The organism is Sphingobium sp. FG58, from assembly GCF_057809055.1.
The window spans coordinates 53,964-80,247 of record NZ_JBMDJF010000012.1; the positions used below are offsets into that span (position 1 = coordinate 53,964).

The window sequence follows — 26,284 nt, forward strand, 5'->3', positions numbered from 1 at the left end:
GTCCGGTGACTTACAACATGCTCATTTTGACAAAAATGTGAAAAAATAAAATCTCCCCCGTCGGAAAGGGTTCTGTCGTGCATCAAGGCATTAGGGAAGGGCGCGATTGCGTGCCGTCGACTTGGGGGAAATCTATGGGGATCTCGATCGCAATTGTCGCGGCCATAACCGCTCAACCTGCAGTAGCGGAAGTGCGCGCATTCGCCATTCCAGCGCAGCCCGCCAGCTCGGCTATTGCTGAATTCGCCAAGCAGTCCGGCCTCCAGATTCTAGCGAGCGAGGGCCTGGTACGCGGCAAGCGGGCCAACGCGGTCATTGGTCGGCTGGAAGTCGAAACCGCGCTCCGACGCCTTCTCGCCGGCACCGGGCTCGTAGCCAAGCAGCCATCTGATTCTACAGGCATCATCACGATCAGGCGAGCGGCAAATGTACCTGACACCCAGTCTTTTGCTCCGGCAGTCTTGACTCAGGGCGAACTGAACATTCCAGATGGAGATATAGTCGTCACTGCGCGACGTCGCAACGAGACGTCGATTTCTGTTCCGGTCGTCGTAACCGGCATCAGCAAGAGTGAAATCGACCGGCGCCATCTAACTCGCGTTGAAGAATTGAACGCTGTCATACCGCAACTCCAGATAGGGCAGGGTTCGATTCAGGGCGGAAGTATCGTACTGCGCGGCATCGGCGCAAACGCCAACACAACAACAGCGGATCAGGGCGTCACCTTCAACATCGACGGCGCACAGGTAGCCCGGTCGAGCGTGCGCCGCATTGGCCAGATGGACTTGGCGCAAATCGAAGTCCTGAAAGGTCCGCAAGGACTTTTTTTCGGCAAGAATAGCCCCGGCGGCGTGATTTCGATGCGGACTGCAGATCCAACGGGCAAATTTGAAGCAAAGTTATCGACGCTTTACGAGTTCATCGGGCGAGAGGCCCAGATCGACGGCTTCGTTTCAGGACCGGTGACAGATACGTTGGGTGTCCGCGTCGCGTTTCTTGCCTCCCACATGTCAGGCTGGGAGAAAAATATCTACCCGGCAAGCGAGCCTTTTGGCGTATCCCGAAGTCGACTACCCCACGATCGGGAAGTCGCGGGTCGACTGACGCTCAAATTCGACCCTTCGGAAATATTCGACGCCCGATTCAAGCTGAGTTACGGCAAGCTGAAAAGCGCAGGCAATCCATCTACCAGGCAATATATCTATTGCCCGCGCGGCATCCCGCAACTGGCGCTTGGAGCCAGGGCCGCTGCGGAGACCTGCAAGGCCGATGACAAGGTGTCCTATACAGGCTTCGGACCGAACTTTCAGGGACTTGGCCTGAACGACGGTGATCCCGTTCTCGATCAGCAGCAACTGCTAAGCTCGCTGGAACTTAATTATCGACCTTCCGAAACACTTACCTTCACATCGTTGACCAGCATCTACAAGGCGAAGATTGATTGGGTCTCTCCTTATCTCTCTACCTCCGACGTCAGCCGGGTAATCGTTGGCGACTATCATATCGATCTGCGGGAACTGAGCCAGGAATTGCGGTTGGCCAGCAGCTTTCAAGGACCGGTCAATTTTCTCGTCGGCGTATATCTTCAGGACAGCAAATTTCTTTATGACTTTCAGGATGTGCGCAATCCCAGCAATCCCTTCAAGATCAGTGGCGCGGACCTGAATCTCGGGGGGGCACATGCGTCGGTATTTGGCCAGATCCGTGTCAATCCGGTCGAGAGCGTCGAAATATCCGGAGGCGGTCGCTATTCCTGGGAAAAAAAGAAGGTGTCGTTCAGAAACGTGGCGAACATACCTCTTCCTGCCGACCCCGATCATACATGGAAGAACTTTTCCCCCGAATTGAGCGTCGCATGGCGCCCCACCACCAAGCTAACCGTCTTTGCGAACTACAAGAGGGGTTTTCTTAGCGGCGGCTACACGCCAAGCGGCGTTCCCTATGAGCAACAAGTCACCAAAGGGGGCGAGGCTGGCGTCAAGGCGTTGTTGTTCGGAAACCGACTACGCGCCAATTTTAGCGCCTATCATTATGTCACCACTGGATTGCAAGTCACATATCTCGATGGCACGCAGTTTGCGATTGCGAACGCTGGCAAGGGTACGGTCAAGGGTATTGAAGCCGACCTGAACTGGCAGACCGGTGTCGAGGGTCTTACCCTGCGCGGCGCGCTTGGTTACAACAGCGCTCGCTACAACATTTACAATGCCGGTTGTTACCCTGGGCAATCCATCGCCGCGGGTTGCAATTTCGGCCTTCGTCCGACGGGAGCATATTCCTTACAGGATCTTCGGGGGCGCCCCTTCAACAATGCGCCTGACTGGTCTGGTAACGCGGGCATTAATTATGAAAGCGATTTGGACGGAGGCTGGCGTCTCGGTCTGTCGACCGACGCGAGCTACTCCAGCAGCTACTATACAGAGTCGAATCTCGCGCCGAGCAGCAGGCTTGGCGGCTTCTGGATGCTGGACGCCAATATTCGGCTGAAGAGCGGCGACGGACATTGGGAGGCTGCGTTGCTGGGCCGTAATCTGACTGACCAGCATCCCTATCAGCTCTCGAACTCGGTTCTGTTCACTGGCGGTCCATCGGGAACGAGCGGTCCAACTTTCGACGCGGATCGCTACGCCATCGTCAACAGAGGGCGGCAAGTCTCGCTCCAACTCACCTACCGCTTTGGTTCGCACTGACAGGCCAGACCAGTGTCCAGTGATGGCAATCCAATCAGTTACAGGATCAATGGTATGACAACTGACACGAGCATAAGGAATAATCAGGCCGCGCGCATAGATGAAGTGTCCGGTGTTTCGCGCCGCGCGGTGGCAGGTGGCTTCGCCGCTCTCGTCGCTTCGCTCGCGGGAGCAGGAGCAAACGATGCTGCTGCAAGCGAAAAGGTGGCGAGGCAATATTGGCCGATTTCCTCGGGTACAGATTTTGCTACCTCGGACTCCGCCTATCTCGATCCTGATTATCCCTCGATGCATTTTCCGCACATTTTTATGAGCAAGGGCAAGGTGATCCAGTCGTTCATGTGGCTAGCTGACGGACCAGGGGCGAGGGGCTGCGTCATCCTCTCACCTCAGCGTTATGGTGGCGACTGCCTCGACAGTCTTGTGCCAGCGCTGGTCGGCGCCGGTATCCATGTCCTGCGCTTCAACCCGCGCGGAATGTGGGACGACAAACAGGAATATTCCTTTGTTACTGCCCTAGAAGATCTGCAATCGGCCGTGGCTTTTTTGCGACAGGACGGGGGACAGCATATCGTACCGCCCGGCACGGGTATTCCCCGATCCTTTGCGGTTAATCCGGATCGCATTGCTGTCCTTGGAAAGAGCGGCGGCGGCGGTATGATGGGCTGGATCGGCGGTGCCGAGAACCCGGACCTCAACACGGTAATATCGGTGGGACCCGGCATATTGCCCGAGCGACCATTTTCACCAAAATACGCGAAATTCTTTAGCGACCTGAAGGAATCCACAGGGGGACGTGTCGATCTTCGGAAGGAGCTCGAGGCTTTGTCCCCTGCCGAATATGCTCGCTTCGACATGATGAAGGCTGCGCCGAAGCTCGTTGACAAGAATGTTCTTTTGATAGGGCATTCCATTCGAGAATATGTGGACACCCATCACAAGCCCATCGTGCAAGCGATGCAGAACGCTGGCGCGAAGCATTTTGCGCAGGTGATCCTGGAGGCCAATGATTATTATCTGACCGCGCGTATTGCGATGGCCAGATTGGTGATTGCTTGGCTCAAAACAGAGTGCGGCTTCTAGTTATCATGCTCTTCGCGAAGGGTGAGGGGGCGACAAGGCTGATGGGCGTCGCTGTCGAGCGCTGAGTGCAGTCTCAGACAGCTTCATAGTTGAGTAGCCTGGTCGCATCGCGGGTTTGGAAAAAGATTCAACATCTTAAAGTGTCGCATCGCCTCATCGGCTAAATGCCATCGTCACAGAAGGCGGTGAATATTCCCGCGCGTCAAATAAAGCAGGTTTTATAGATCGTATATTGGGGGAAGTATGAAAAATACAAAACGCATTAGTGTCAGTTTGATGGCATTGGCATGGTCTGGTGCTGCCGTCGCTCAATCGAACACTGTTTCAGCTAGTCAAATCGAAAATTCTGCGACTGATCAGGGCGAGGAGCTGATCGTCACTGGTTCCCGGGTTGTCTCCAACGGTAACGCTGCGCCTACGCCCTTGACCGTGCTGTCGACCGAAAAGCTGCTTGAAACAACACCATCGACGATCGCCGAAGGCCTTATACGCCTGCCACAGTTCGCCAGTTCCTCTCCCACACGGCTGTTTCAAACCAGCGGCCCGATCGGCGCTTTCCTGGACCTGAGACGGTTCGGTGTGAATCGAAATCTGGTCCTGCTGGATGGTAGCCGCCTGCCACCCACCGCAGCTTCAGGTGCCGTCGACATCAACATAGTTCCGACAGGCTTGGTCAAGCGTGTCGACGTCGTCACCGGCGGGGTCTCGGCGGTTTACGGCTCGGATGCCGTAACCGGGGTCGTTAACTTCGTCCTCGACAACAAGTTTAATGGCCTAAAGGGCGTCGCCCAAGTCGGAACGACCAAATATGGTGACAACGACAACTGGAAATTCAACGTCGTAGGCGGGACGGACGTGCTGGGAGGGCGCGGCCACATAGTGGGTAGTTTCGAGCATTACGATGCCGATGGCGTGAACCATGAAGGCTTCAAGAAACGGCCCGGCATAGCTAACGACCCCACCGTTGTAGGGGCTGGAACGCAAGCCAATCCATTTCGCCTTATACCCGATGGGCGCGTCACCAGCATCGTCCTGGGCGGACGCATCACCTCCCCGACCAATGTTCCTGCATTACGAGACGTGTATTTTCCGACCAATGGCGTGCCGGCTCCGTTCATTCACGGGACGGCCTATGGCAGCACGGAAAGCGGCGGCAGCGGTTCCATCTTCGATACGAGCTGGCTGGCCGCGCCCTTGCGCAGCGACAGTGCATTTCTTCGCTTCGATTATGATCTGACCAGCGACATCAAGGCCTATGTTCAGGGCAGCTATAACGCGGCTTACTCCACTTATGCGGTCGGCGTGAATTACCTGTTTCCCGGTGCGGCCGTGTTTAGCGGCAATCCGTATATTCCAGCGTCGATCCAGTCGATCATGACGGCAAACAACGTGCCTGTGATCGTCCTTGCAACCATCACGGCACCGGAAAACTACCCTCAGCCACAATCAGAGGTTTGGACCAAGAACCGGTATATCAAGACCGGACTTGACGGCAGTGCCTTTGACAACAGGCTGCACTGGAACCTCAATTACGGCTTCTCGCGAAGCACGCAGCGGAGCCAGCGCAACGGCCTTCTGGAAAACCAGAAAATTGCGGCGGCGCTCGATGCTGTCGTTGATCCGGCGACGCGTAACATAGTCTGCGCGGTCTCACTGACGCCCAATGCAAGCCAGTTTCCAGGTTGCATGCCGTTCAATCCGTTCGGGCCATCGGCGTCGTCCAGGGAAACATTTGCGTGGGCGACGGGCACCCCCGTCGCGACATTGACGAACGACATGCACGATGTGAACCTGTCCTTGAACGGTTCGCCATTTTCGCTTTGGGCCGGGCCGGTTGAGGTCGCGCTTAACGCGGAATACCGCTCGTTGTCGCTCACCAATGACAGCAACACCGAGCCGAGCTTTCGACCCGACTGTTCCTCACTCCGCCCGAGTCCGAACTGCACTGCAACCAAGCTGCGGTTCGTGGACGGCACGTCGGCGAGCATGTCCGCGAAACAAAATGTCATGGAAGTCGGCGGTGAAATCCTGGTCCCGCTTCTCAGGGATCAATCATTCTTCAAATCCCTCGATTTGAATCTGGCGGGCCGTTATACGGATTATTCAACCAGTGGCGTCGTCTATAGCTGGAAGGCCGGCCTCTCCTGGGCTCTCAACGATGATCTGCGCCTGCGCGGCACTCTGTCCAGAGATATTCGCGCGCCCACCTTGCAGGACCTGTTTGCGCCCGCCACTGTGAGCATTGTCGCCATCAATGATCTCCACACGGGGCAGACTGTGTCGGGCGTCACCCAAATCAGCTCCGGCAATGCAAACCTAACACCGGAGATCGCCAATACGAAGACCCTTGGCCTCATCTATCAGCCAGGCTGGCTACCGCGGTTCAGCATCGCGATCGACTATTATGACATCCAGCTGAAAAATGCGATCACTACCTCGGGTCCTGGACTCGACTTCCAGCGCGAATGCGAAGTCTCGAATGGAGCATCGCCCTATTGTTCGGCTCTGGTGCGGCCGCTAGCCTTCAGTGATCGTTCGCCCGCGAATGTTCCAACGGGTGCCTTCGTCCGCAACCTGAACGCGGCAAAGCAATGGACACGCGGGGTGGATGTTGAGATCAACTACATGTTCGATCTCGCCGACGTGGCGTCGAGCATTCCTGGCAGCCTGAGCATCAGGACGCTGGCTTCGTACCAGCCCGTCCTCAAGACAAAGGTTGGCGCCACGATTCCCTCGACAAATGCGGCCGGCATCGCCGGGGCCGCTGCTGTCGCCGGCGTTTCGAAACTGCGCGTGAATCTGGGGCTGAATTACACGGTCGATAGGTTCAGCACTGCCGTCAGCGTCCGTTGGCAGTCAAAGCAGCAGCCGACCGATCGGAACGTCAGCGTCGATCTGCGCGACGACATCCCCGCTTATGCCTACACTGATATATCCTGGAGCTACCGTGCAAATGTCGGCGGACATGAAGTGACACCGTTCCTGACGGTCGAAAACCTGTTCAACAAGGCGCCGCCTATTGTCGGCTATCTTTCCAGCCAGCCAGGCACCGGATTTCCGACCCCGACGGGCTTCGATGTGCTGGGACGAGCTTTCACGGCTGGGGTGAAATTCAAGATGTAGATCGGGTCTCCGACAAACGGGCGAATGCCGTTGGAGAGTTACAACAGACATCTCCCCATTGAGGGCGAAGGAGAATGAATAATGGATGACAACTCGCAATCCGATTCGGGCAAAGCGGATCACGTTAACGCTCCTGGCCAAGCTGGGATCAGCCGTCGAATGGTCTCTGGTTCCTTTGCGGCTCTGGTGGCATCCCTGGCGGGCGCTGGCGTTGCTGGTTCAGCAAAGGCAGCAACGGGATCATATAGGCCCGTAGCCTTGGGCATCGATTACGCCACCACGGACTCACCATATTACGATCCCATGTCCCCGCCGATCCATTTCCCCCACAGCTTCATGAACAAGGGGACACCCATCCAGTCGTTCATGTGGCTAGCCGGCGGAGAGGAGCCGAAGGGCTGCGTGATTTTTTCGCCACAACGCTTTGGCGGGGACGCGCTCGAAAGCCTGATCACCCCTTTGGTCAATGCGGGCATTCATGTTCTTAAGTTTATCCCGCGAGGAATGTGGGACGAAAAGCACGAATATTCGTTCACCAGCGCGGTAGAGGATTTGAATGCCGCAGTCGCGCACCTTCAACAAAACGATGGTCAGCATCTCGTGCCGGGAGCTGGGAACAAGCGCTCATATGCTATAGACCCCAGCCGAATTGCCGTACTTGGCAAGAGCGGTGGTGGAGGGATGGTCGGATGGATCAGCAATTCCGAGAATCCTGCCATTTGTGCCAGTATTTCCGTCAGCCCGCCCCTTCCGATGGAATGGCCGCCATCCGATGACGCAGCAAAATTTTATGCTGGACTTAAGGAGGCCACGGCGGGGCGTATCGATCTTGCGAAAGAACTAGGCAAGATGGGGCCGAAAGACTTTGAGCGGTTCGATATGATTAAAGCCGCGCCTAAGCTTGTAGACAAAAAGGTTCTATTGATTGGGGACAATCAGCTGAGGTATCTTAAGGGCGCTCATCAACCGTTGGTGGCGGCCATGGAACGCGCGGGCGCCAAGCACTTCTCCCAGGTCGTAATGGATGCTGACGCCTACTTCCTGACTGTGCGGATCGCGATGGCGCGACTGGTGCTGTCATGGCTGAAATCAGAGTGCAAGTTCTGAAACCAGATGTCTGAGAAGATGGTCTGTGAAGGCAAGGTTTAGCTATTCTCCCGGCAGAAGAGCTGGAACGGCGTGACCATCTTCAACTAGGTCGGTGATTTCAATTATGAAACGGAGGTAGGTTTGAGATAAGGCAGACCGAGAGACGGAACGAGCCTCCCTGAGTTAAGCGCATTCACCATTTCGGGCAGATCGACGATGAACTATCCCAACGGCCGGCCGGTACCCGGACTCGCTTCATCTGGTGCCGGAACTGGCGAGGCAATGTCGTCCGCTCCATCCGGCGAACCTGCACACCGGGCATGGGAAGATAAAACGCTGCCGTCGAAACAACGAGCAGCGCTTGTCATCGCGGCCATGACCGAGGACGAAAAGTTCAGCTGGGTGTCGGGCGCGATGGCTCTCCCCATTGGCGATATGGCAAAGCCGGACGGCGCGCTTGGCTCTGCCGCATTCTATCCCGGCATCCCCCGCCTGGGCATTCCGGCGCAGCAACAGTCTGACGCAAGTCTAGGGATCGCCAATACCGCCAATGTCCGGCCGGGCGACAACGCCACGGCGCTGCCGTCATCGCTGTTGCTGGGTGCGACGTTCGATCCGGCGGCGGCGCGGGAGACGGGAGAATTGGTCGGCCGCGAGGCATGGGCCAAGGGTTTCAATGTCCAACTGGCGGGCGGTGCGAACATCGTGCGTGAGCCGCGGGGCGGTCGCAACTTCGAATATGTGTCCGAGGATCCGCTGCTGACCGGCATCATCGCAGGTCATTCGGTCGCAGGCATCCAGTCGCAGGGCGTGGTGTCGACGGTTAAGCATTTCGCGGTCAATGCACAGGAAACCGGCCGGGTGCTGGCCAATTCGGTGCTGGGCCTCGGTGCGCTGCACGAATCCGACCTGCTCGCTTTCAAGATCGCGATCGAGATAGGCGCACCGGGCGCGGTGATGCCTGGCTATAATCTGGTGAACGGCGACTGGGCGTCGGAGAGCGATTACCTGCTCAACACGGTGCTGAAGGGCGAATGGGGCTATCCCGGCTGGGTGATGTCTGACTGGGGCGCGACGCATTCGACCGTGAAGGCTGCGCTCGCCGGACTGGACGTGCAGTCGGGCGCAAATCTGGACCCGGAGCCGTTCTTCGGCGGCCCGCTACGGTCGGCGGTGGCGGCGGGGCAGGTGCCACAGGCGCGGATCGACGACATGGTAGCCCGGCAATTGCACAGCCTGTTCGCGGTGGGCGCGATCGATACGCCTGCAAGGCCAGGCGGGGCCATCGACTATATGGCGCATCGCCTGATCGCCCAGCGCGCCGCCGAGCGCGGCATCGTGCTGCTGAAGAACCAGGACGGGATACTGCCCGCCGCGAAGGGGCTGGAGCGCTTGCTCGTGATCGGTCGCCGCGCCGATAACGGCGTGCTCGCTGGCGGCGGTTCGTCGGCGGTGTCGCCGGTGGGCAGCCTGTCGGTCGAGGGCGTCGAGGTGATGGGCGTGCCGATGGCCAAGGTCTATCATCCGTCGTCGCCCCTCCACGCGATCAGGGCCGAATCCAGCGCGGCGCAGGTCGATTTCGTCGATGGCACCGACAGGGACGCGGCGGTGACGGCGGCAGCGGATGCCGACATGGTATTCCTGTTTGCCGAGGAATGGCGGACGGAGGGAGAGGACCGGCCGGGGCTGAACCTGCCCGACGATCAGGATGCGCTGATCGCGGCGGTCGCTGCGGCCAATCCCCGAACGGTGGTGATCGTTCAGTCCGGCGGGGCCGTTGCCATGCCGTGGCTCAACGATGTTCCTGCTGTGCTCGCCGCCTTCTATGCCGGATCGGGCGGAGGAGAAGCGATCGCGGGCATCCTGTTTGGTCGCGTGAACCCGTCGGGGCATCTTCCCGTCACCTTCCCGCGCGATGTCGGGCAGTTGCCGCATCCCGAACAGCAGGATCCAGCAACAACCACCTCCAACCCCGGTATGGAGGTCAAGGGCGAGGTGTTCGATATTAACTACGACGTCGAGGGATCGGACGTCGGATACCGGTGGTATGCGCGCGAGCGACAGGTCCCGCTGTTCCCGTTCGGCTACGGGCTGAGCTACACCAGCTTCGACTATGCCGGTCTGACCGCCGATCATCGCGATGGCGCGGTCGTGGCAAAGGTCACAGTGCGCAATAGCGGCAACCGGGCGGGTGCGGCCGTCGTACAGTTGTACGCCTCGCGAACCGGACCCAGCGGCTTCGTGCCAAGGCTAGGCGGGTTCGCGCGGGTCGATCTGGAGCCGGGCGAGAGCCGCCAGGTGGAGATGTGCGTCGACCCCCGCCTGCTCGCCCGGTTCGACGCCACGGCGAGGTGCTGGGTATGCGAGGCGGGGGCCTGCGATCTGCGCGTTGCCGATAATGCTCTGGCAGATGGTTTATCGGCCACGCTCGACCTGCCGGCCGCGACCTTCACCGATTGATCGGTGGGGCGGGAGGGGCTGACATGCCTGCCTCCCACCCGCCGCCGAGCGCCGCCCATAGCTGGATCAGGTTGGTGAGTTGCTGTTCCCGGACGGCGCTGGCATCCAGATCGGCTTGGAACAGGTTCCGCTGCGCATCGAGTTCCTCGATATAGGCCGCATAGCCGCCTTGGTAGCGATCGCGTGCGAGGACGAGAGATCGTTGCAGGATGGTCCGGCGCCGCATCACGCTCTCGGCCTGCTCACGCAGGCGGCGTTCGCCCGACAGGGCATCTTCCACCTCGCCGAACGCCGTCAGCACAGCGCCGCGATAGGCGAAGGCGGCCTGGTCGCGCTGCGCGGTCGCCACGTCGAAATCGGCGGTGAGACGCCCGCCGGTAAAGATCGGTGCGAGGATGCTGGCCCCGACATCCCACAATGTCGCCGGACTCCAGCCAAGTGCATCGCTGAACAGGGCACCGGCCGATCCGGTCAGCTGCACGTCGGGCAGGAACTCGGCGCGGCGTGATGCCAGCACATGGTCGGCGGCGACCAGCGCATATTCGGCGCTCGCCAGGTCGGGTCGCCGGCGCAGCAGGCTGGATGACAGCGCTGCTGGCGTAGCCGGCAACTCCACACGCTCCAATGCGCCCCGCACGACTGGTCCGGGCAGGTCGCCGGTCAGCAGGCGCAGCGCATTTTCCTGCACACGCAGAGACTGTTCGAGGACGGGTATGGTCTGCGCCACCGCTTCATATTCGGATTGCGCCTGCGTCAACTCGAATTGCGAACTGTAGCCAAGGCGCGCGCGGTCGCTGGCGATGCGGAGCGCCTCGTCGCGACTGGTCAGCGTGTTCCGGCTGACCTCCACTTGCGCCGCGAGCGACAGCAGGATCACATAACCCCGAACGGTTGCGGAGATCACGGCCAGGCGCGCAGCGTCACGGTCCGCCTGACTGGCGACATAGCGTGCTCGCGCCGCGCCCTCCAGATTACGGACACGGCTAAACAGATCGATGTTCCATGCGCCTGCGATGCCGGGCTGTAGCGAGGCGTTGCGGGTCGACCCTCCGCTTTGGCCTGGCGCCTGCTGTATGCCAGCGGCAGCGCTGGCGCTGAGCGTCGGCAGTCGCGCAGACCGTGCCTGCCGCATCAGCGCCTCCGCCTCCTCGACGCGAGCGATCGCGCCCAGCACGTCGCTATTGTTGGCCATCGCCCGCTCGACCAGGCCGGGAATGGCCGGGTCGCCCAGTAGCCGCCACCAGTCCCGATCGACCGGCGTCGACGTCGCCGGCAGAAGGTCGCGCCATGCGAGCGGCGGAGCGACCGCAGCCGATGGCGGTGCTGGCCGGATCGTCGGCGCGCACCCGCCCAGCACCAAAGCGGCCGCGAGGATCGACGCGCGCATCACCGTTCCTGCTCGCGCGGCGACATTGCGTCGCCGGTATCGACCTGCGCGACCACCGACATGCCGGGCCGCAGGCGGCGGACGAGCGGCTGGTCGGGGTCGATCCGGATCCGCACCGGAATCCGCTGGACGATCTTGGTGAAGTTGCCGCTGGCATTGTCGGGACGGAGCACGCTGAACTCCGACCCGGTAGCGGGCGCGATCTGTTCGAGATGGCCAAGCAGCCGTGCGCCATCCAGCGCATCGACGCGGAAGCTGGCGCGCTGGCCGATCCGCATCCGCGCGGTCTGCGTCTCCTTGAAATTGCCAACCACCCACAATTGTTCGGGCACCAGGAACATCAGCTGCGATCCCGCCGCGACATACTGACCGACGCGCACAGACGCCTCGCCGATCTGTCCGTCGCGGGGCGCGCGGATCAGTGTGTTCGACAGGTTGATTTGGGCAAGATCGACCTGCGCCTGCGCTTCCTGCACCGCACCCTCCAGCGAGCCACGGGACACTTTGGTCGACAGGATCGTCTGGCGCTGGCTGTCGATATTCGCCTCGCTGCGGGTCACACCGGCCTCTGCGGCGAGCTTGCTCGCCCGCACCTGATCGCGTTCGCGCAGCGAGACGGAGCCGCGATCCGCCAGTTCGCTGACGCGCAGCAGATCGGCATCGGCGCGGACCAGTTCGGACTGCGCCTGTTGCCGGTCGGCGATCCGCGTCCGCAGCGTCGCGGCATTCTGGGCGACCGTCTGATCCCAGTTAGCCAGTTCCGCCGCAGCGATCTTCAGTTGCGCCCGCGCCTGATCCAGCTGCTGGCGATAGATGCGGTCGTCGATTCTAAGCAACAGCTGTCCTCGCTTCACGGTCGCGAAATCGCGCACCAGCACATCGACGACATAGCCGTTAACCTGCGGCGCCATCGCCGTGATCTGCCCGCGGACATAGGCGTTCTCGGTCGTCCGGTCGTCGCTGGTGAATGGCCACAGCCGCCATGCGTACAGGATCACGAGCGTTCCGATCACGAACAGGACCGCCATGGCGATGACGGCCCGCCGGGTTGGGCGGATCGTCTTGGGCGGATCGTTTGGAGCCGGCCCCGTCGGTGGCGGTGCCGACGGCATGGCGGCATCGGTCGTTTCGCTGTCGAGCGTAGTGCGGTTATCGGTCATCGGATCATACCGTTGTGGGGCTTGCGGAGGCGGAGGCGCCTGCCGCGGGTTGTGGTGGAATCTGCGCCGCCCGTGCCGTCACCGCGACTCGGTACAGCGACCAGAGCAGGAAGAGCGTGGCGAGGACGGCGTTCAGGGTGAACACATCGTTGAAGGCGCGGACATGCGCTTCCCGCGTCGCTGTCTGCGCCAGCAGGCCGACCCCCTGCGCCTGACGGCGCACCGGATCGGTGATCTGCGCGGCATAGACCTGACCTTGCTGGGCGAGCCGCTGCGCCACCACCGGATCGCCCGGATCGAGGTTAGCGGTGATCTGCGCGGAATATTCATGCTGCCGCACCTGTTCGAACGTGCCGTAGATTGCAGGGCCGGCAAGCCCGCCGATCGATTGCGTCACCGCGAACAGGACCGAAAAGGTGACGATGTGATCGGCCCCCTTGGCCAGCGCTTTCATGACGCCGGTCAGCAGCAGTGGCCCGATGAACAGGCCCGACGCGATCGCCAGCAGAAGCTGGCTGACCATCATGGTCTGCGGCCGGGTGTCGCTGGTGGCGTCGTTGTCAACCAGCGAGCCGATGATGATGAGCAGGATGGCGGAGACGAACTGGATCGGCATCGCCTTTGGCCCGAAGGTCAGCGCCGATACGGCCATCCCCAGCAAGAGGCCCGCCAGCATGACGGCGTAGAAGAGTTGCAACTGGTCCGGTCCCATTCCCAACGTCCGCAGCAATCCGGTCGCAGCATAGGTCTGTTCGGACAACAGCAGTCGCATGGTGAGCGCGCCGAACGCGAAGCGCAGCGTGTCGGCGGTGCCGAGCCAGCGCGTCTTGACCAGCGGGTTTCGCCGGTGATGCTCGATCATGAAGGCGACGATGAACAAGCCCAGCGCGGCAATTAGGGCATATGCCATCCACCGCTGTTCGGTCCACCACTGGATCCGCCCTTGCGCCAGCACCGCGCCGACCAGCGCGAAGGCAGGGGCCATCAAGGCGAATGTCAGGAAGTCGAGCCGTTCGAACGAGGCGATGCGGATGCCCGGCGGCAGCTTGAGCGTCACGCACGCGGCCAGCGAACATAGCGCGAGGCCGAACTCGAACAGGTACAGCGTCTGCCAGTCTCCGAGATCGAGCAGCGCAGGCGATATTAGCCACGCCACGGGGACCCACAGCTGCGATATGCCGAGCGCGACGCACAGCCCGCTGCCCAGTTTTGCCTTCGGGAACGCCTGGAGCACATAGAAAAATCCCAGCACGCTCATCGGCGCGGCAGCGAAGCCCGCCACGGCCCGGACGAGGATTGCCGTCTCGTAGCTGTGGATCAACAGATACAGGACCGTGACGGCGATATAGGCGAGCAAGCCAACTTCGGCAAAGCGGCGAATGCCGAATTGCTGGCGGCATTTAAACAGGATCAGGTTCGCCGAGACGTTTGTCATCACATAGGCAGCCGGAAGCCACGTCCCCTCCACCGGCGTCAGGCCCAGCGTGCCCTGGATCTGGGGCAGGTTCGCCGAGATCAGTGCATTCCCCAGACCCCCGGTCGCGCTGACCAGTACGCCGACCAGCAGATAGGACGCGCGTAAGGCCGGGCGATGCCGCGGCATCGAGGGTGACCCCGGCATTGAGGGCTTCTCATCCTCCTCCCATGCGGGAAGCGGATCGAGCGGCTGGGGCTGCATGACAGAAATCAGTAATCCCCGTGATGCGGTTGGTGACGCCGGTCGGCGGCGTCCGGTGCGGGGGCCGCTTGCCGGGGAGCGTCGTCATTCCCTGCGGACCAGCCGTTGCGAAGCACGTCGCGAAGTCCGTTCCGTGTGTCTGTCCGCCCACTCGCCCAGGCGACCGCCAGCGATCCGAGAAATATATCCTGCGCCGACAACGCCGAGCGAGCGAAGCCGTCGCGCTGCGCGGCGCGCAGGAAGCTGTCCGTGCTTTCGATAATCTCGTCGCATGTGGACTTTAGCGGCGATGCGGTTACGGACCAGCCCGCTCGCAGGGGTTCGGGAAGTCCGTCATAAGCACGCATCCAGTCGCCCAGCGCGTCGATCCACCGCTCCAGCATCTGGCCGGTGTGACCGTCACAAGCCTCGATCTCCGCCTTTTTCCGATCGAGTTTCTCATGATAGGGTGCGAGAAGTGCGACGAGCAGTGCATCCCGGGTGGGGAAGTGGCGATATAGTGTCGCACTGCCGATCCTGGCCGATTTGGCGATCGCGTCGATCGAGACGTCAACGCCGCCCTCGACAAATGCCCGGCCAGCCACGTCAAGTATGTGCGCGCGGTTTTGCCGTGCATCCTTGCGGGGCATTCGGGAGCCTGACGACGCTATCACGACAATCCTTCTTGATAAACGGGGACTGCCCCCATATCTGCATTCTCGAAACGGGGATAGTCCCCATTAACGCAATGTCGCTTTGCCAGCTAGAGGGCATCGCCAGCAGGATCGGGAAATCGCATGTCCAGGCAATTGCTCATCGGTATGGTATTTGGAAACGGCTATGGCGCGCAGCCGGGGGCCTGGCGGATGTCCGGCGTCGATCCTATGGGATTCACCAATTTCGACAATCTGGTGCGCTACGCCCAGATGGCAGAGCGCGGGAAGTTCCAGTTTCTGTTCATGCCCGACTTCCCGGCGCTGAAGCCGAACACCGGCACCGACGCGCAGCAACTGAACATCGAGCCGATGATGACCCTTGCCGCCGTTGCGCGTGGGACAGAGCGGATCGGGATGGTCGCCACCGGCTCCACGACGTTCAGCGAACCATTCAATCTGGCGCGACAGTTCAAGGCGCTCGACCTGATGAGCCACGGCCGGGCCGGGTGGAACGCAGTGCCCACCAGTGATCCCGTGATCGCCGCCAATTATGGTCGTGCGCTGCCCCCACGCGGTGAGAAATACGAGCGGCTGCATGAGTTCATTCAAATCGTTCAGGGCCTGTGGGGCAGCTGGGGCAAGGATGCATGGCTGCATGATCAGGCATCCGGCCGCTTTGCCGACATGGCGAATATTCAACCGGTCAACCTGCGCGGCCGGCATCTGGCAAGCAGTGGCCCGTTGCCGCTGCCCCCTTCCGAACAGGGGCAGTCCGTGATTTTCCAGGCCGGCGGCGGCGATCAGGGGCTGGAGGTTGCTGGACGCTATGCCAATGGCGTGATCGGCGCGGTGTTCACGATGGAGGATGCCCGCGCCCAGCGCACCGCCCTGCGCGCCGCTGCCGAACGCGCCGGCCGCGATCCGGACGAGATCAAGTTTTTCGCTGGGCTGATGACGACGATCGCGCCGGACCGGCGCGCGGCGCTGGACCGCCGGATAGCAATGTCGGGCCACAGTTTCGAGCCGCGAGTGGGTTATCTTGGACAGATGCTCGGGCTGGCGCTCGATCCGGCGCAGATCGGTGAACCGCTGACGCGGGAGCAACTCGCCGCGGCCCGCCCTTCGCCGCAGGATCCGCGCTCAGCCTTTGCGCTGAAGGTCGCCAGCGAAGGCTGGTCGTTGCGCGACGTGCTCGCGCACGGCGTCATCGATTATCATCCGATGGTCGTCGGGCCAGCGGCGGACGCCGCCGACCATATGCAGACCTGGTTCGAGGCCGGGGCCGCGGACGGTTTCTGGCTATGTCCGGACGTCTACGAAGACGGCCTCCCGCCGCTCGTCGACGAGCTGGTGCCGATCCTGCAGGAACGCGGCCTGTTCCATCAGGACTATGAAGGCGCGACGCTTCGCGATCATTTAGGCGCTCCCGCACAATATGGCCGTGATCCACGGCTGTTGGGATGACCTTTATAATCAGCCACAATGATACTCTATATGGCACTTGGCTGGATCGCGTCCTGAGTTCCTCGCGGTGCGTGGGTGGCGTTTCACTCGGGATGTTCGGAACTCTGCATGTTGCGGACCTTAACCCGTCTTATTCACCGGCGGCATGGGATGGGGTTGGCGGACGTGGCATAAGTTACTGATCTGGAATAGAGAAAGGGTGCTTAAATCATCCCTCCACGCCGGACAGAAAGTGCCACGACCGCCATGGCAGTTGATAGCCCCCTCGGTTTCTCATTCCCAGCGATTTGCCGCAAGAAAATGACTGCCGCCTTCGACGGCGGGAGGCTGACATCCGATGGTGGCGTATTGCTGCTGGCGCAGGCGGAGCGACAGCTTGGCATTGCGGAACGGCTTGTCCAGTGCATTGCCGATCCTCGCGACCAGAGCCGCGTTGTTCATGACCTCGGCGACATCCTGCGGGCTCGCATGCTGGCGATCGCCTGCGGCTATGAGGATGCCGATGATCTCGACAGTTTGCGTCACGATCCGGGGTTCAAGCTGGCGCTCGGCAAACTGCCCGGCGGCGTGATCGGCCTGGCAAGCCAGCCAACGATGAGCCGCTGGGAGAATGCGCCGACGACGCGAGAACGGGTGCGGCTGACAGGCGCGCTCGTCGATCTCTACTGCGCGAGCTATCCCACGCCGCCGGTCGCGGTGACGCTCGATATCGATGAGACGGTCGATGTCGTCCATGGCGGCCAGCAGCTCTCCTTCTGGAACGGCCATTATGGCGAGCGCTGCTTCCTGCCGATCCATGTTTATGACACCGCGACCGGCCGTCCGGTGGTGATGCTGCTGCGCACCGGCAAGAGCCCGTCGGGGGTCGAGACGGCAGGCCATGTCCGTCGGCTGATCCGGCGCATCCGCCGCCACTGGCCCGATACCCGCATCACGCTACGCGGCGATGGCCATTACGGCCGCCCCGAGATCATGGCCTGGTGCGAGGCGAACGGCGTCGACTATGTGTTCGGCCTGCCCGGCAACAAGGCACTCCATGCCGATGCCGTCATCGTCAATCGCGGGGATGCCTGTGCCACCGACCGGGCGCTGCAGGGATTGGGCGTGCTGCGCCGCTATGCCGAGACTCGTTACGCCGCCAAATCCTGGGGGCCGATCAAACGCAGGGTCGCCGCGCGGATCGAAGCCAGCACTATGGGCCTCGATATCCGCTTCGTCGTCACCTCGATCGAGCATGGTAGCGCCGAGCACATCTACGACACGCTCTATTGTGCTCGTGGCCAGGCCGAAAACCTCATCAAGCTCCACAAGACCCAGTTGAAGAGCGACCGCACCTCGTGCCGATCGGCCAATGCCAACCAGATGCGCCTTATCCTCCACACCGCCGCATATTGGCTGATGTGGAAGCTGCGCCAGACCGTGCCCGCCACCGCCGCGCTGAGGAACGCCGAGTTCGCCACCATCCGCATCCGCCTCATCAAGATCGCCGCCCGCGTCGTCGAAACCGCCAGCCGCATCCGCATCGCCTTCGCCAGCGCTTGCCCCGACGCCGACATCATCCTGCATATCGCCCGCGCCCTCAAACCCGCGCCGACCTGAACGGCGCGGCTCGGCCGCAGATCGATCCACCCTGTCCAGAAACCCCGCAAGCCTCTCTCCCAAACGCGATCGAATAGTCGCCACGGGGAAGCTCGCGCTGGCTGCCTCAACCCCAACCCCTGTTGCGGGCTACGCCGTCACGCAGCAGCCCTGTGAATAAGAGAGGTTAAGCCAACTGCGTTCGTGGTCTGCGCCGCATGCCATCGGACTGATCAGAAAGCGTCCAACGGTATCGGTTCGAACCTCTTCGCCATTGGCGGCGCAAAGGCTGGCAAATCTGCAGGTTTCAACTACTCAACCGCAATGAAAGCATCAGTTGTCGTGTGGAATAGAGCAAACTTGGTTGATTTCATGACCGCACCCAAAAATTTTATACCTGGCAATAGAATGTCCTATGCTGGCATTAAGGATCGCGAGGACGCGGAGGCAATTGCTGATTATTTGCTTTCCATTAAGTGAAAATGCATTCGTTGTTATTTAAGCTTGCTGTATAGGGATTCAGCTGCGTGCATATTGGTATTTTTAAAGAATTGGTGGCGGGTGACCATCGCGTCGCGACTACGCCGACCAACGTCGCGCGGTTCGTGAAGCTGGGCATCGCCGTGGCGGTCGAAAGCGGCGCCGGCCTGCGTGCCGGCTTCGCCGACGACGCCTATGCGTCGTCCGGCGCGACGATCGTCGCGCGCGAAGCCATCATGGCGCAAGCCGCCATCATCCTGACCGTGCGCGCGCCCGCCCCGGGCGATCTGGCCGGCATCCGTCCGGCTACGAAGCTAATCGGGGGCCTCGCGCCCTATGCCGATCCCGCGCGTCTCGGGGCCTATGCGCAGCTGGGTATCGAGGCGATGGCGCTAGAACTGCTGCCGCGCACGACGCGGGCGCAGGCGATGGATATCCTGTCGAGCCAGGCGAACCTGGCTGGCTATCACGCCGTGCTGCGCGCGGCGACCGACCTCAATCGCTGCCTGCCGATGATGACCACGGCGGCGGGATCGATCCCAGCGGCCAAGGCCTTCGTCATGGGCGTGGGCGTCGCCGGCCTGCAGGCGATCGCCACCGCCCGGCGGCTGGGCGCGGTGGTTTCCGCGACCGACGTGCGGCCCGAAGTGCGCGAGCAGATCCAGTCGCTGGGCGCCCGGCCGGTGTTCGAGGAGGTGCGCGAGGGCGACGAGATCACCAAGGCGGCGGGCGGCTATGCCGGCGAGATGAGCGAAGCCTATCGCCAGCGCCAGGCGGACCTCGTCAGCGGCCATATCGCGACGCAGGACATCGTGATCACCACCGCGCTCATCCCCGGCCGCCCTGCCCCGCGCCTCATCAGCGACGCGCAGATCGCGACGATGAAACCGGGCAGCGTGATCGTGGACATTGCCGCCGAAAATGGCGGCAATGTCGAGGGCGCGGTGGTGAACGAGACGGTGGTGCGCCATGGCGTCCTCATCATCGGGCTGACCAACGGTGCGTCGCGCCTGGCGGTCGATGCGTCGAACCTGTTCGCGCGCAACTGCTATAATTTCATCGAGGCCTTCTGGGACAAGAAGGAAAAGACGCTGGCGCAGGGCGTTGAGGGTGTGCCAGACAACGCTAAAGGCGAAAAATTTATGAATATCACTTAGTCTAAGCCTGCGACGATAGCGCGAATCTCCCGAGCCTGAGAATTTGCTTTTTTATTATCTTTATTTGGCTCCACGCTGACTCTCGGGATGTTCCGATCGAGACAGCGCCCCCCGCAGCGCAATTTTGTACGTCGTGGTAAGGAGGGCGTAGTCGCTGGCCGGGCGCGTGCATGTATGGACCGCCAAACCCCGTGTCATCACAAGCAAGGTTTCGATGCGCTCGTCGATTTCTTGAGGGGTCAACCCTGCCAGAAGCGGCTCCACAATATCGCGGATTGCGTCGCGGATTCGATCGTCAACGCGCAAAACCAAATCCAGAAACTTGGGGTTGCGTCCCGCTTCGGCAATGATTTCCAGCGTGAGCGCAGCCCGGTCATGGCTGAGCAGTCCCATCAGCTCTTTTGAGAAGGTTTCGACAACCGCGTCGATATTCCGGTCGGCATAGCCGCTCAGTTGCGCGAGGTGCGGCAGGAAATCTTCAAAATCGCGCTCACACAGTGCGATCATGATCGCTTCCTTGGTCTCGAAATATTGGTATATGTGTCCGCCGCTCATCGCTGCCTGCGCGGCAATGCTGCTCAGGCTCGCTCCGTGGAACCCATCAGCGAGAACGCAAGCCCGTGCCGCATCCAGTATCTGGGTAAGGCGCTCCGCGCGTTTTTCTTCTCGCGAAGAGGATTGTGTAGATCCTGCCATCATTCATCCTTCCCTATCGTCCCTAACAAGCTGGATTATCATTACCAAGCCGTAGCGCATCACCATAATAAGAATGGTCGACCATTTTTCTAGTTGACTTTGATGGTGAAGCGAGTGCATTTCGACCATGCAGTCGCTGAGCCCTTTATGTCGATTTGGGGAAAGCTAGGGTCAGGACCTATTAAATGGTTGAGCGGACGGCCGAGGGTGGGTCAAGGTTGCAGGAGTGCCTGAGCGCGACTACGGCGTGATCGAGCACAGCATGCTCCCGCCGCGGCCGCAGTGACTCATCTAGGTCAACGGGAGAGAGACATGTCCACGGATACTCAGCAGCAGGTTTTCTGGGAACAGCAGAACCGATCGTTCAGCGAACCCACGCCTGCCTGCGACCTGCTGCACCCGGAGGCGCGCGAGGGACAGACCGACCCGGCGCTTACGGAGACGCAATATTTCGGATTCAGCGTCCCCGAGGAGCACATCCACGGCCTGACGTACCTTTGGCACCACCCGAACCTCGGCGTCGTCAGCGGCGGCGTCTTTGTCTGGCGCGGGGTCAAGCGTGGCCCGCTGGAGGCGGAGCTGTTCGATATGGTAACCTTCGCCTCCGATGACTGCCTGGCCGGAGACCTCCACGACTACGAGCTGCCCAACGGCTATCACGTCACGACGCAAGAGCCGATGCGCAGGCACCGGCTGCGCTACGCGGACACCAGTCGGGGGAACGCGCTCGATATCTCCTATGAGGCGGTGATGCCGGCAATGGTGCTCGCTAACGGCCACCACCTCGAGCAAGCGATGCGCACCACGGGCGAGCTGACGCTGGGGGGCAAGGCCTACCCCGTCGAGGGGTTCAACGTCCGCGACCGCACCTGGTCAGAGCTGCGGCGGGACACGTTGCAGCCGGGGGGCATGCCGCCGATCGACTGGATGACAGGCGCCTTCGGCGACGACTTCAGCTTCGGCTGCACCGCGCAGGACAACCTGGACACCAACCCGGACTGGAAGGGCGTCATCGAGGCATCGCCCGGCGATCCGCTCAAGCTCGGCTGGGTTTGGCGCGACGGCGAGCTGACCCCGCTGGTCTCCTCACGCAAGCGCAGCCAGCGTACTGCAGGCACCCTCTTCCCCGAATTCGTCGAGATGGAGCTGACGGACGCCAGTGGGCGGACCTACGAGCTGAGGGGCACGATCCTTGCGGCCTGTCCCTGGTACCCGTGGCCCACCCTCGAGGCGGTCATCTGCTCGGTGCGCTGGGAGTGTGAGGGCCGCACGGCCTATGGCGAACTGCAGCGCGGACTGCGGCCAGATTACATCCGCGCCTTCCGGGGCCGGGAGTGATGCCGTGATGATCCGAGGTCAACATCAGCGGATCATTCAAGGCAGGCACCTCCTGCAACATTGAATCACCCCTCGGTCGTCAGCTCAACCATTTAAATAGGTCCTGACCTAGGCACAGGAGATATGTGCAACATCTTTGCTTTGCGGCGACAATGGAGGTTAGAATTCTCTTGTACCATAGTTGATTATGAGCATGTTGTGTCGAATACACTGAATATAAGAAATTGATGTCGTACGCATTCAAATGTAAATACGATTAACAATATTAGATGGGGAGGATATATATGTCAAAGAATGCAAAAATATTGAAAGGCCTTTTGCTTGCAGGCGGTGCATTCACCGCTTTTTCTGCGCAAGCTCAGTCAGGCGGCTCCATGTCGGCAACCAGCGCCCAGCAGAGTGCGCCGTCGTCACCAGGCAGCGCAAGTGCGGCGGCCGTCCAGCCGGAAGCAGGTGATATTATCGTCACCGCGCAGCGCCGTTCGGAACGGTTGCAGGACGTGCCCGTCGCTGTGACCGCCATCAGCCCCGAATCCGCGCAACAACTTGGCCTGAGGAATTTGCGGGACATCAAGCTGGTTGTGCCCGGCGCGGATTTCTCGGAAGGAACCGGTTTCGCGCAGCTCTATATTCGCGGTATCGGGCAGGCTTTCGCTACGCCTGGCGTAGAGGCGCCCGTATCGGTCTATCTTGACGGCGCCTATCTGCAGAGGACCGCAGGATATAACGCACTGCTGGATATTGTGGATCCCGGAACGATGGAGGTGCTGCGCGGACCACAGGGCACGCTCTACGGGCGCAACGCCACGGGGGGCGTCATCCGGCTCAGTTCGGCTTTGCCGACGTCGAAGTTCGAAGGGCGTGTGGCCGCCGAATATGGCCGTTTCAATCACAAGCAGGCCGATGCGATGCTGAACCTGCCCGTGAGCGAGACGTTGAGCGTCCGCTTTGCGGGCCGTTACCTCGACGAAGACGGCTACATCCGCAATATCGCCACCGGCAGCGATCTGGGGGGTGGGCGCAGCTATACCGTGCGCGGCACCGTGAGGTGGCAACCGAGCGACAGCGCAGATATCGTCGCGGGGGTTGAGTATCAGAACAGCCGGCAGAAGAAGGACTTTGGTCAGCTCGGGGCAGGCGCGCCGTTATGCTGGGTTTGCCAGACCAGCGGTGATCAACCGGCGTCAGGCTTTTATGAAACCAATCAGAATGATCTGAATGTATGGCGCAATAAGGTTTTCCGGACCTATTTGCGAGCGTCCTTCACGCTGGGGGATTTCGATCTCACAAGTTTGACCAGCTATCTGTCGGATCGCAGCGTGCAGTTCGCCGACAATGATTTCACGCCGCAGCCCTTCTTTGTGTTCGAAAATCGCGGGGTAGGGGGAAAAACCTTTTCGCAGGAGTTTCAGGTCGCGTCGCACCTTGATGGTCCGTTCAATTATCTGTTCGGCGTGAACTACCTGCACGACAAGGCGTTTTTCAACATCGGCCTGACCGGGGATCAATATGCTTTTCTCGCATTCACAGGTGATGGCCCGGGTGTGTCAAACGATATCAAGACTGAGTCGGTGTCAGCCTTTGTGGAGGGCAATTACAAGCTGACGGAAGAATTGAAGGTTACCCTCGGTGGCCGCTACACTTATGATAAACGGTCGATCACCGGAGAAAACAACGCTGGATTCCAGATCTTCGGCCTGCCTGCATCATTCGAATTCGGCGGATCGTTCAGGGCGTTCACACCGCGTTTCGTGCTGGCATGGGACAATGGACCGACGAATGTATATTACAGCTTCACACGGGGGTTCAAAGCGGGCGGTCTGAGTTCACCCGCCACCTCGGCCGCCGAAGCGCTACGGCCAGAGAAGATTTTCAGCCACGAAGTCGGGGTGAAGAACAAGGCGCTCGGCGGCGCTTTGAATACCGCACTGTCCCTGTTCTATTACAAGAACAAGGATTTGCAGACCCAGATCATCGACGCGACATCCGGCGGTTCCCGCTATGAAAATGCCGGGGGCGTAGAGGGTTATGGCGCAGAATTTGAGGCGAATATTCGACCGACGGAGGGTCTGACCCTCGGCGGGTCATTAAGCTACCTGCACACCGAATTTTTCAATTATGCCAATGCCGCGCAAGTGTGCGTGGACCTTTCCGGTACCGGCAATCCGAACGCGCCCGGCGCGGTGCTCATCAACTGTTCTCCCGGGCCCAATACCAATCTGAACGGGGTACGCGCGGTCCATGCGCCACGTTTCCAGGCATCATTGAACGCCAGTTATGAATTCCCCATCGGCACATGGAGCGCCAATCTCGCTGGCGTCGCGCAATATCGTTCGTCGTTCGATTTCGCTCCCAACGGAGGCGGCGTGCTCCATTATGATCGACAGAGTGGCTACACCATCGCCAATTTCTCGGGCTATGTAAGCCCTCCTGGCGACAATCTTCGTCTCGGCCTCTATGTCGATAATGCATTCGCTAAAAAATATGCAGTCTATCGCGCAACCAGCCAGCCACATGGTATCTATTATCAGGCAGGCAGACCGAGAACCTACGGCCTTCGGGCGGAATATCGGTTCTGACAGGTCGATTGAGGCCGCTGGCGTTCCGGCAGCGATTTGCCGGATGGTTTCAGCGGCCTCACTCATTCAAGCAGCGCCGCCATGCCGGGCCATCGGCGGCATGCTTGCTGTACTGCTGTAGAGACATGTTGATTTTTCGCTGGGAACGAGGGTTATGAACATCGACAAGCGTCGTTTGATGGATGCCATGGCGGAATCAACCGGCCGCATGGCCCGCCGCTTCAATATCCCTGGTTCCGACATGGATCATATGGCGGTGGCGACGGTGATGGGCGAGTTGCTGCGCCGCGAGGACCCTGCGCGTTTGCAAGACCTCTATGTCACCGGACATGGCGTGGCCCAGAGCCTCGCGGAACTGGTCGGACAGGATGATGCTGGGGCAATTGAAATCGCACAATTCCACCAACTCCCGCCGGTCAGTGAGGAACCGGATGACTTTGTGTCTGTGCAGGATCGACTTCACGCCCTGAAAAAAGCGCTGTCGGCGCTTGTCGGCAGATCGGGCTATCCGGACGATCCGAAGGGCGATTTGCAGGACATCATATCTTCGCTTTGCCATTGGGAGGCGCAAGTCCTCAAACTGCCCACCCCGGCGGACAGGCAGACGAAGCAGGCGCAAGATTTCAAGCAGAGTCTGGAAACGTCTGCCCGTGCGCAGGGCGGCACCTTCGAGGACGCACAGGTCACCGAGTTCACCCTGTTGGTCGGTGGTTTTTCAAACTTGACGACGTTGTTCAAACTCGCCGACAAGAGGGGCGAGATTTGGGACCTGGTGGCGCGTGCGAGCACCGGTCTGCCGCTCGGCATCGAGGGGCGCGATATCGACGGCGAATATTATCTGCTTCGCTATCTGCATCAGGGCGGCATCGCCATCGCCGAGCCGATCTGGCTCGAAAATGATGCCGAAAAATATGGCGCGAAGTTTCTGGTGACGCGCAAACTGGATGGCAAGAATTTCGGGACGGTTGTGGAAGCGCAGCGGCTATCCTCGTCACAGCTTCGCGCGCTCGCCACCCAGCTTGCGACAATCCACGCCCTTCCTCTCGATGCGGCGCATCCCGACCTGCAACAGAGCCTGATTGACACGGCGCTGGTGAGCGGTTCGACGAGTGAGGCGGTCAGCAACTATCTCGGTCGCTGGACAAAGCTGTGGCGTTCCACGGGCCTTGCCTCGCCAACGATCGAGGCGACCCTGCAGTGGCTGCGCGCCAATCTTCCCCGGAACGAGGCGGCGCCAGTCCTGGTCCATGGCGACTATGCCCTGCACAATATCATGATGCAGGGCGACGAGATTGGCGGCGTACTCGATTGGGAGTTGTCGCACGTCGGTGATAGTGCGGAAGATATAGCAGGACTATTGGCATCCTTTCCAAACCGAGATGATGATGAAGAATTCATGCGTCATTATATTGATGCAGGCGGGAGAGCGGTAACCGAGTTTGATCTGAAATATTATAATGTTTTCAGATATTTCATCATGTACGTTGTTATGCTGGAATCAGAATTGCGATTCTATTCATTGCCTGCATTATACCCGGAGCTGTTAGTGCTCGGTTCTTTCGTGCAAATGCCCGCCCAGCGTATGGCCGAAGCCATTAAAGATGCGGAACAAGCCAAATATCGCAGATGACTGGATAATGATTTTCAAAAGACAAAATTTATCATGTAATTCTAAAAGGACAAGACG

General features: G+C 60.5%; 17 protein-coding genes. 12 read left to right on the plus strand and 5 right to left on the minus strand.

Features of this window, described 5'->3' with window-relative positions; genetic code table 11:
- Positions 1-134 precede the first annotated feature (134 nt).
- The 5 genes from ACODR8_RS14425 (at position 135) to ACODR8_RS14445 (ending at position 10,445) form a co-directional block, all read left to right on the plus strand.
- Entirely contained in the window at positions 135-2,690 is a 2,556-nt protein-coding gene (locus tag ACODR8_RS14425) for a TonB-dependent receptor (protein WP_489007893.1), read from the plus strand.
- 54 nt (positions 2,691-2,744) lie between these two features.
- A complete protein-coding gene (locus tag ACODR8_RS14430; RefSeq protein ID WP_489007894.1) occupies positions 2,745-3,773 on the plus strand; it encodes an alpha/beta fold hydrolase in 1,029 nt (342 codons plus the stop codon).
- A gap of 243 nt (positions 3,774-4,016) precedes the next feature.
- Positions 4,017-6,896, plus strand: coding sequence for a TonB-dependent receptor domain-containing protein (locus ACODR8_RS14435; protein ID WP_489007895.1), 2,880 nt, complete (start codon positions 4,017-4,019; stop codon positions 6,894-6,896).
- Between the two features lie 81 nt (positions 6,897-6,977).
- Positions 6,978-8,003, plus strand: coding sequence for a hypothetical protein (locus tag ACODR8_RS14440; RefSeq protein WP_489007896.1), 1,026 nt, complete (start codon positions 6,978-6,980; stop codon positions 8,001-8,003).
- Between the two features lie 357 nt (positions 8,004-8,360).
- The gene (locus tag ACODR8_RS14445) at positions 8,361-10,445 is read left to right on the plus strand and encodes a beta-glucosidase family protein (RefSeq protein WP_489007897.1); all 2,085 of its coding nucleotides are present in this window, start codon (positions 8,361-8,363) and stop codon (positions 10,443-10,445) included.
- Here ACODR8_RS14445 and ACODR8_RS14450 read toward each other — a convergent pair.
- The 4 genes from ACODR8_RS14450 to ACODR8_RS14465 all read right to left on the minus strand — a co-directional run bounded on the left by ACODR8_RS14450 (position 10,435) and on the right by ACODR8_RS14465 (position 15,299).
- A complete protein-coding gene (locus tag ACODR8_RS14450; protein WP_489007898.1) occupies positions 10,435-11,832 on the minus strand; it encodes an efflux transporter outer membrane subunit in 1,398 nt (465 codons plus the stop codon). The two genes, ACODR8_RS14445 and ACODR8_RS14450, sit on opposite strands and share 11 nt — an antisense overlap.
- On the minus strand, positions 11,832-12,992 hold the full coding sequence (locus ACODR8_RS14455) for an HlyD family secretion protein (RefSeq protein ID WP_489007899.1): 1,161 nt from the start codon (positions 12,990-12,992) through the stop codon (positions 11,832-11,834). The genes ACODR8_RS14450 and ACODR8_RS14455 overlap by 1 nt, the downstream gene beginning before the upstream one ends.
- 4 nt (positions 12,993-12,996) lie before the next feature.
- On the minus strand, positions 12,997-14,595 hold the full coding sequence (locus ACODR8_RS14460; RefSeq protein ID WP_489007900.1) for an MFS transporter: 1,599 nt from the start codon (positions 14,593-14,595) through the stop codon (positions 12,997-12,999).
- Between the two features lie 83 nt (positions 14,596-14,678).
- The gene (locus ACODR8_RS14465; protein ID WP_489007901.1) at positions 14,679-15,299 is read right to left on the minus strand and encodes a TetR/AcrR family transcriptional regulator; all 621 of its coding nucleotides are present in this window, start codon (positions 15,297-15,299) and stop codon (positions 14,679-14,681) included.
- A gap of 171 nt (positions 15,300-15,470) precedes the next feature.
- Between ACODR8_RS14465 and ACODR8_RS14470 the strand changes: the two genes are divergently transcribed.
- The 4 genes from ACODR8_RS14470 (at position 15,471) to ACODR8_RS14485 (ending at position 19,984) form a co-directional block, all read left to right on the plus strand.
- Positions 15,471-16,769 (plus strand): NtaA/DmoA family FMN-dependent monooxygenase, encoded by a 1,299-nt coding sequence (locus ACODR8_RS14470; RefSeq protein WP_489007917.1) that lies wholly within the window; start codon positions 15,471-15,473, stop codon positions 16,767-16,769.
- Between the two features lie 246 nt (positions 16,770-17,015).
- Entirely contained in the window at positions 17,016-18,368 is a 1,353-nt protein-coding gene (locus ACODR8_RS14475) for an IS1380 family transposase (RefSeq protein ID WP_489007902.1), read from the plus strand.
- A gap of 183 nt (positions 18,369-18,551) precedes the next feature.
- Positions 18,552-18,827 carry a c-type cytochrome gene (locus tag ACODR8_RS14480; RefSeq protein ID WP_489007903.1) on the plus strand — a complete coding sequence of 92 codons (276 nt, stop codon included), beginning with the start codon at positions 18,552-18,554 and terminating at the stop codon, positions 18,825-18,827.
- 47 nt (positions 18,828-18,874) lie between these two features.
- Positions 18,875-19,984 (plus strand): NAD(P) transhydrogenase subunit alpha, encoded by a 1,110-nt coding sequence (locus ACODR8_RS14485; protein WP_489007904.1) that lies wholly within the window; start codon positions 18,875-18,877, stop codon positions 19,982-19,984.
- Positions 19,985-20,044: 60 nt separating this feature from the next.
- On the opposite strand, the gene ACODR8_RS14490 is transcribed toward ACODR8_RS14485, so the two are convergent.
- Positions 20,045-20,683 (minus strand): TetR/AcrR family transcriptional regulator, encoded by a 639-nt coding sequence (locus ACODR8_RS14490; protein ID WP_489007905.1) that lies wholly within the window; start codon positions 20,681-20,683, stop codon positions 20,045-20,047.
- A gap of 309 nt (positions 20,684-20,992) precedes the next feature.
- Between ACODR8_RS14490 and ACODR8_RS14495 the strand changes: the two genes are divergently transcribed.
- From ACODR8_RS14495 to ACODR8_RS14505, 3 genes are all read left to right on the plus strand, one after another.
- Positions 20,993-22,018, plus strand: coding sequence for a DUF7064 domain-containing protein (locus ACODR8_RS14495; RefSeq protein ID WP_489007906.1), 1,026 nt, complete (start codon positions 20,993-20,995; stop codon positions 22,016-22,018).
- Between the two features lie 284 nt (positions 22,019-22,302).
- Entirely contained in the window at positions 22,303-24,597 is a 2,295-nt protein-coding gene (locus ACODR8_RS14500; RefSeq protein ID WP_489007907.1) for a TonB-dependent receptor, read from the plus strand.
- A 154-nt stretch (positions 24,598-24,751) separates the two neighbouring features.
- Positions 24,752-26,227, plus strand: a complete 1,476-nt coding sequence (locus tag ACODR8_RS14505) for a phosphotransferase family protein (RefSeq protein WP_489007908.1) — start codon at positions 24,752-24,754, stop codon at positions 26,225-26,227.
- The last annotated feature ends 57 nt before the right edge of the window (positions 26,228-26,284 follow it).

What these genes read in the sequence shown, in the direction of transcription:
- ACODR8_RS14430 (WP_489007894.1), top strand. Translation starts at nt 2,745, where the DNA reads ATGACAACTGACACGAGCATAAGGAATAATCAGGCCGCGCGCATAGAT.
- ACODR8_RS14440 (WP_489007896.1), top strand. Translation starts at nt 6,978, where the DNA reads ATGGATGACAACTCGCAATCCGATTCGGGCAAAGCGGATCACGTTAAC.
- ACODR8_RS14465 (WP_489007901.1), bottom strand. Translation starts at nt 15,299, where the DNA reads ATGCCCCGCAAGGATGCACGGCAAAACCGCGCGCACATACTTGACGTG.
- ACODR8_RS14500 (WP_489007907.1), top strand. Translation starts at nt 22,303, where the DNA reads ATGTCAAAGAATGCAAAAATATTGAAAGGCCTTTTGCTTGCAGGCGGT.
- ACODR8_RS14490 (WP_489007905.1), bottom strand. Translation starts at nt 20,683, where the DNA reads ATGATGGCAGGATCTACACAATCCTCTTCGCGAGAAGAAAAACGCGCG.
- ACODR8_RS14505 (WP_489007908.1), top strand. Translation starts at nt 24,752, where the DNA reads ATGAACATCGACAAGCGTCGTTTGATGGATGCCATGGCGGAATCAACC.
- ACODR8_RS14495 (WP_489007906.1), top strand. Translation starts at nt 20,993, where the DNA reads ATGTCCACGGATACTCAGCAGCAGGTTTTCTGGGAACAGCAGAACCGA.
- ACODR8_RS14445 (WP_489007897.1), top strand. Translation starts at nt 8,361, where the DNA reads ATGACCGAGGACGAAAAGTTCAGCTGGGTGTCGGGCGCGATGGCTCTC.
- ACODR8_RS14475 (WP_489007902.1), top strand. Translation starts at nt 17,016, where the DNA reads ATGGCAGTTGATAGCCCCCTCGGTTTCTCATTCCCAGCGATTTGCCGC.
- ACODR8_RS14460 (WP_489007900.1), bottom strand. Translation starts at nt 14,595, where the DNA reads ATGCCGCGGCATCGCCCGGCCTTACGCGCGTCCTATCTGCTGGTCGGC.
- ACODR8_RS14455 (WP_489007899.1), bottom strand. Translation starts at nt 12,992, where the DNA reads ATGACCGATAACCGCACTACGCTCGACAGCGAAACGACCGATGCCGCC.
- ACODR8_RS14435 (WP_489007895.1), top strand. Translation starts at nt 4,017, where the DNA reads ATGAAAAATACAAAACGCATTAGTGTCAGTTTGATGGCATTGGCATGG.
- ACODR8_RS14425 (WP_489007893.1), top strand. Translation starts at nt 135, where the DNA reads ATGGGGATCTCGATCGCAATTGTCGCGGCCATAACCGCTCAACCTGCA.
- ACODR8_RS14470 (WP_489007917.1), top strand. Translation starts at nt 15,471, where the DNA reads ATGGTATTTGGAAACGGCTATGGCGCGCAGCCGGGGGCCTGGCGGATG.
- ACODR8_RS14450 (WP_489007898.1), bottom strand. Translation starts at nt 11,832, where the DNA reads ATGCGCGCGTCGATCCTCGCGGCCGCTTTGGTGCTGGGCGGGTGCGCG.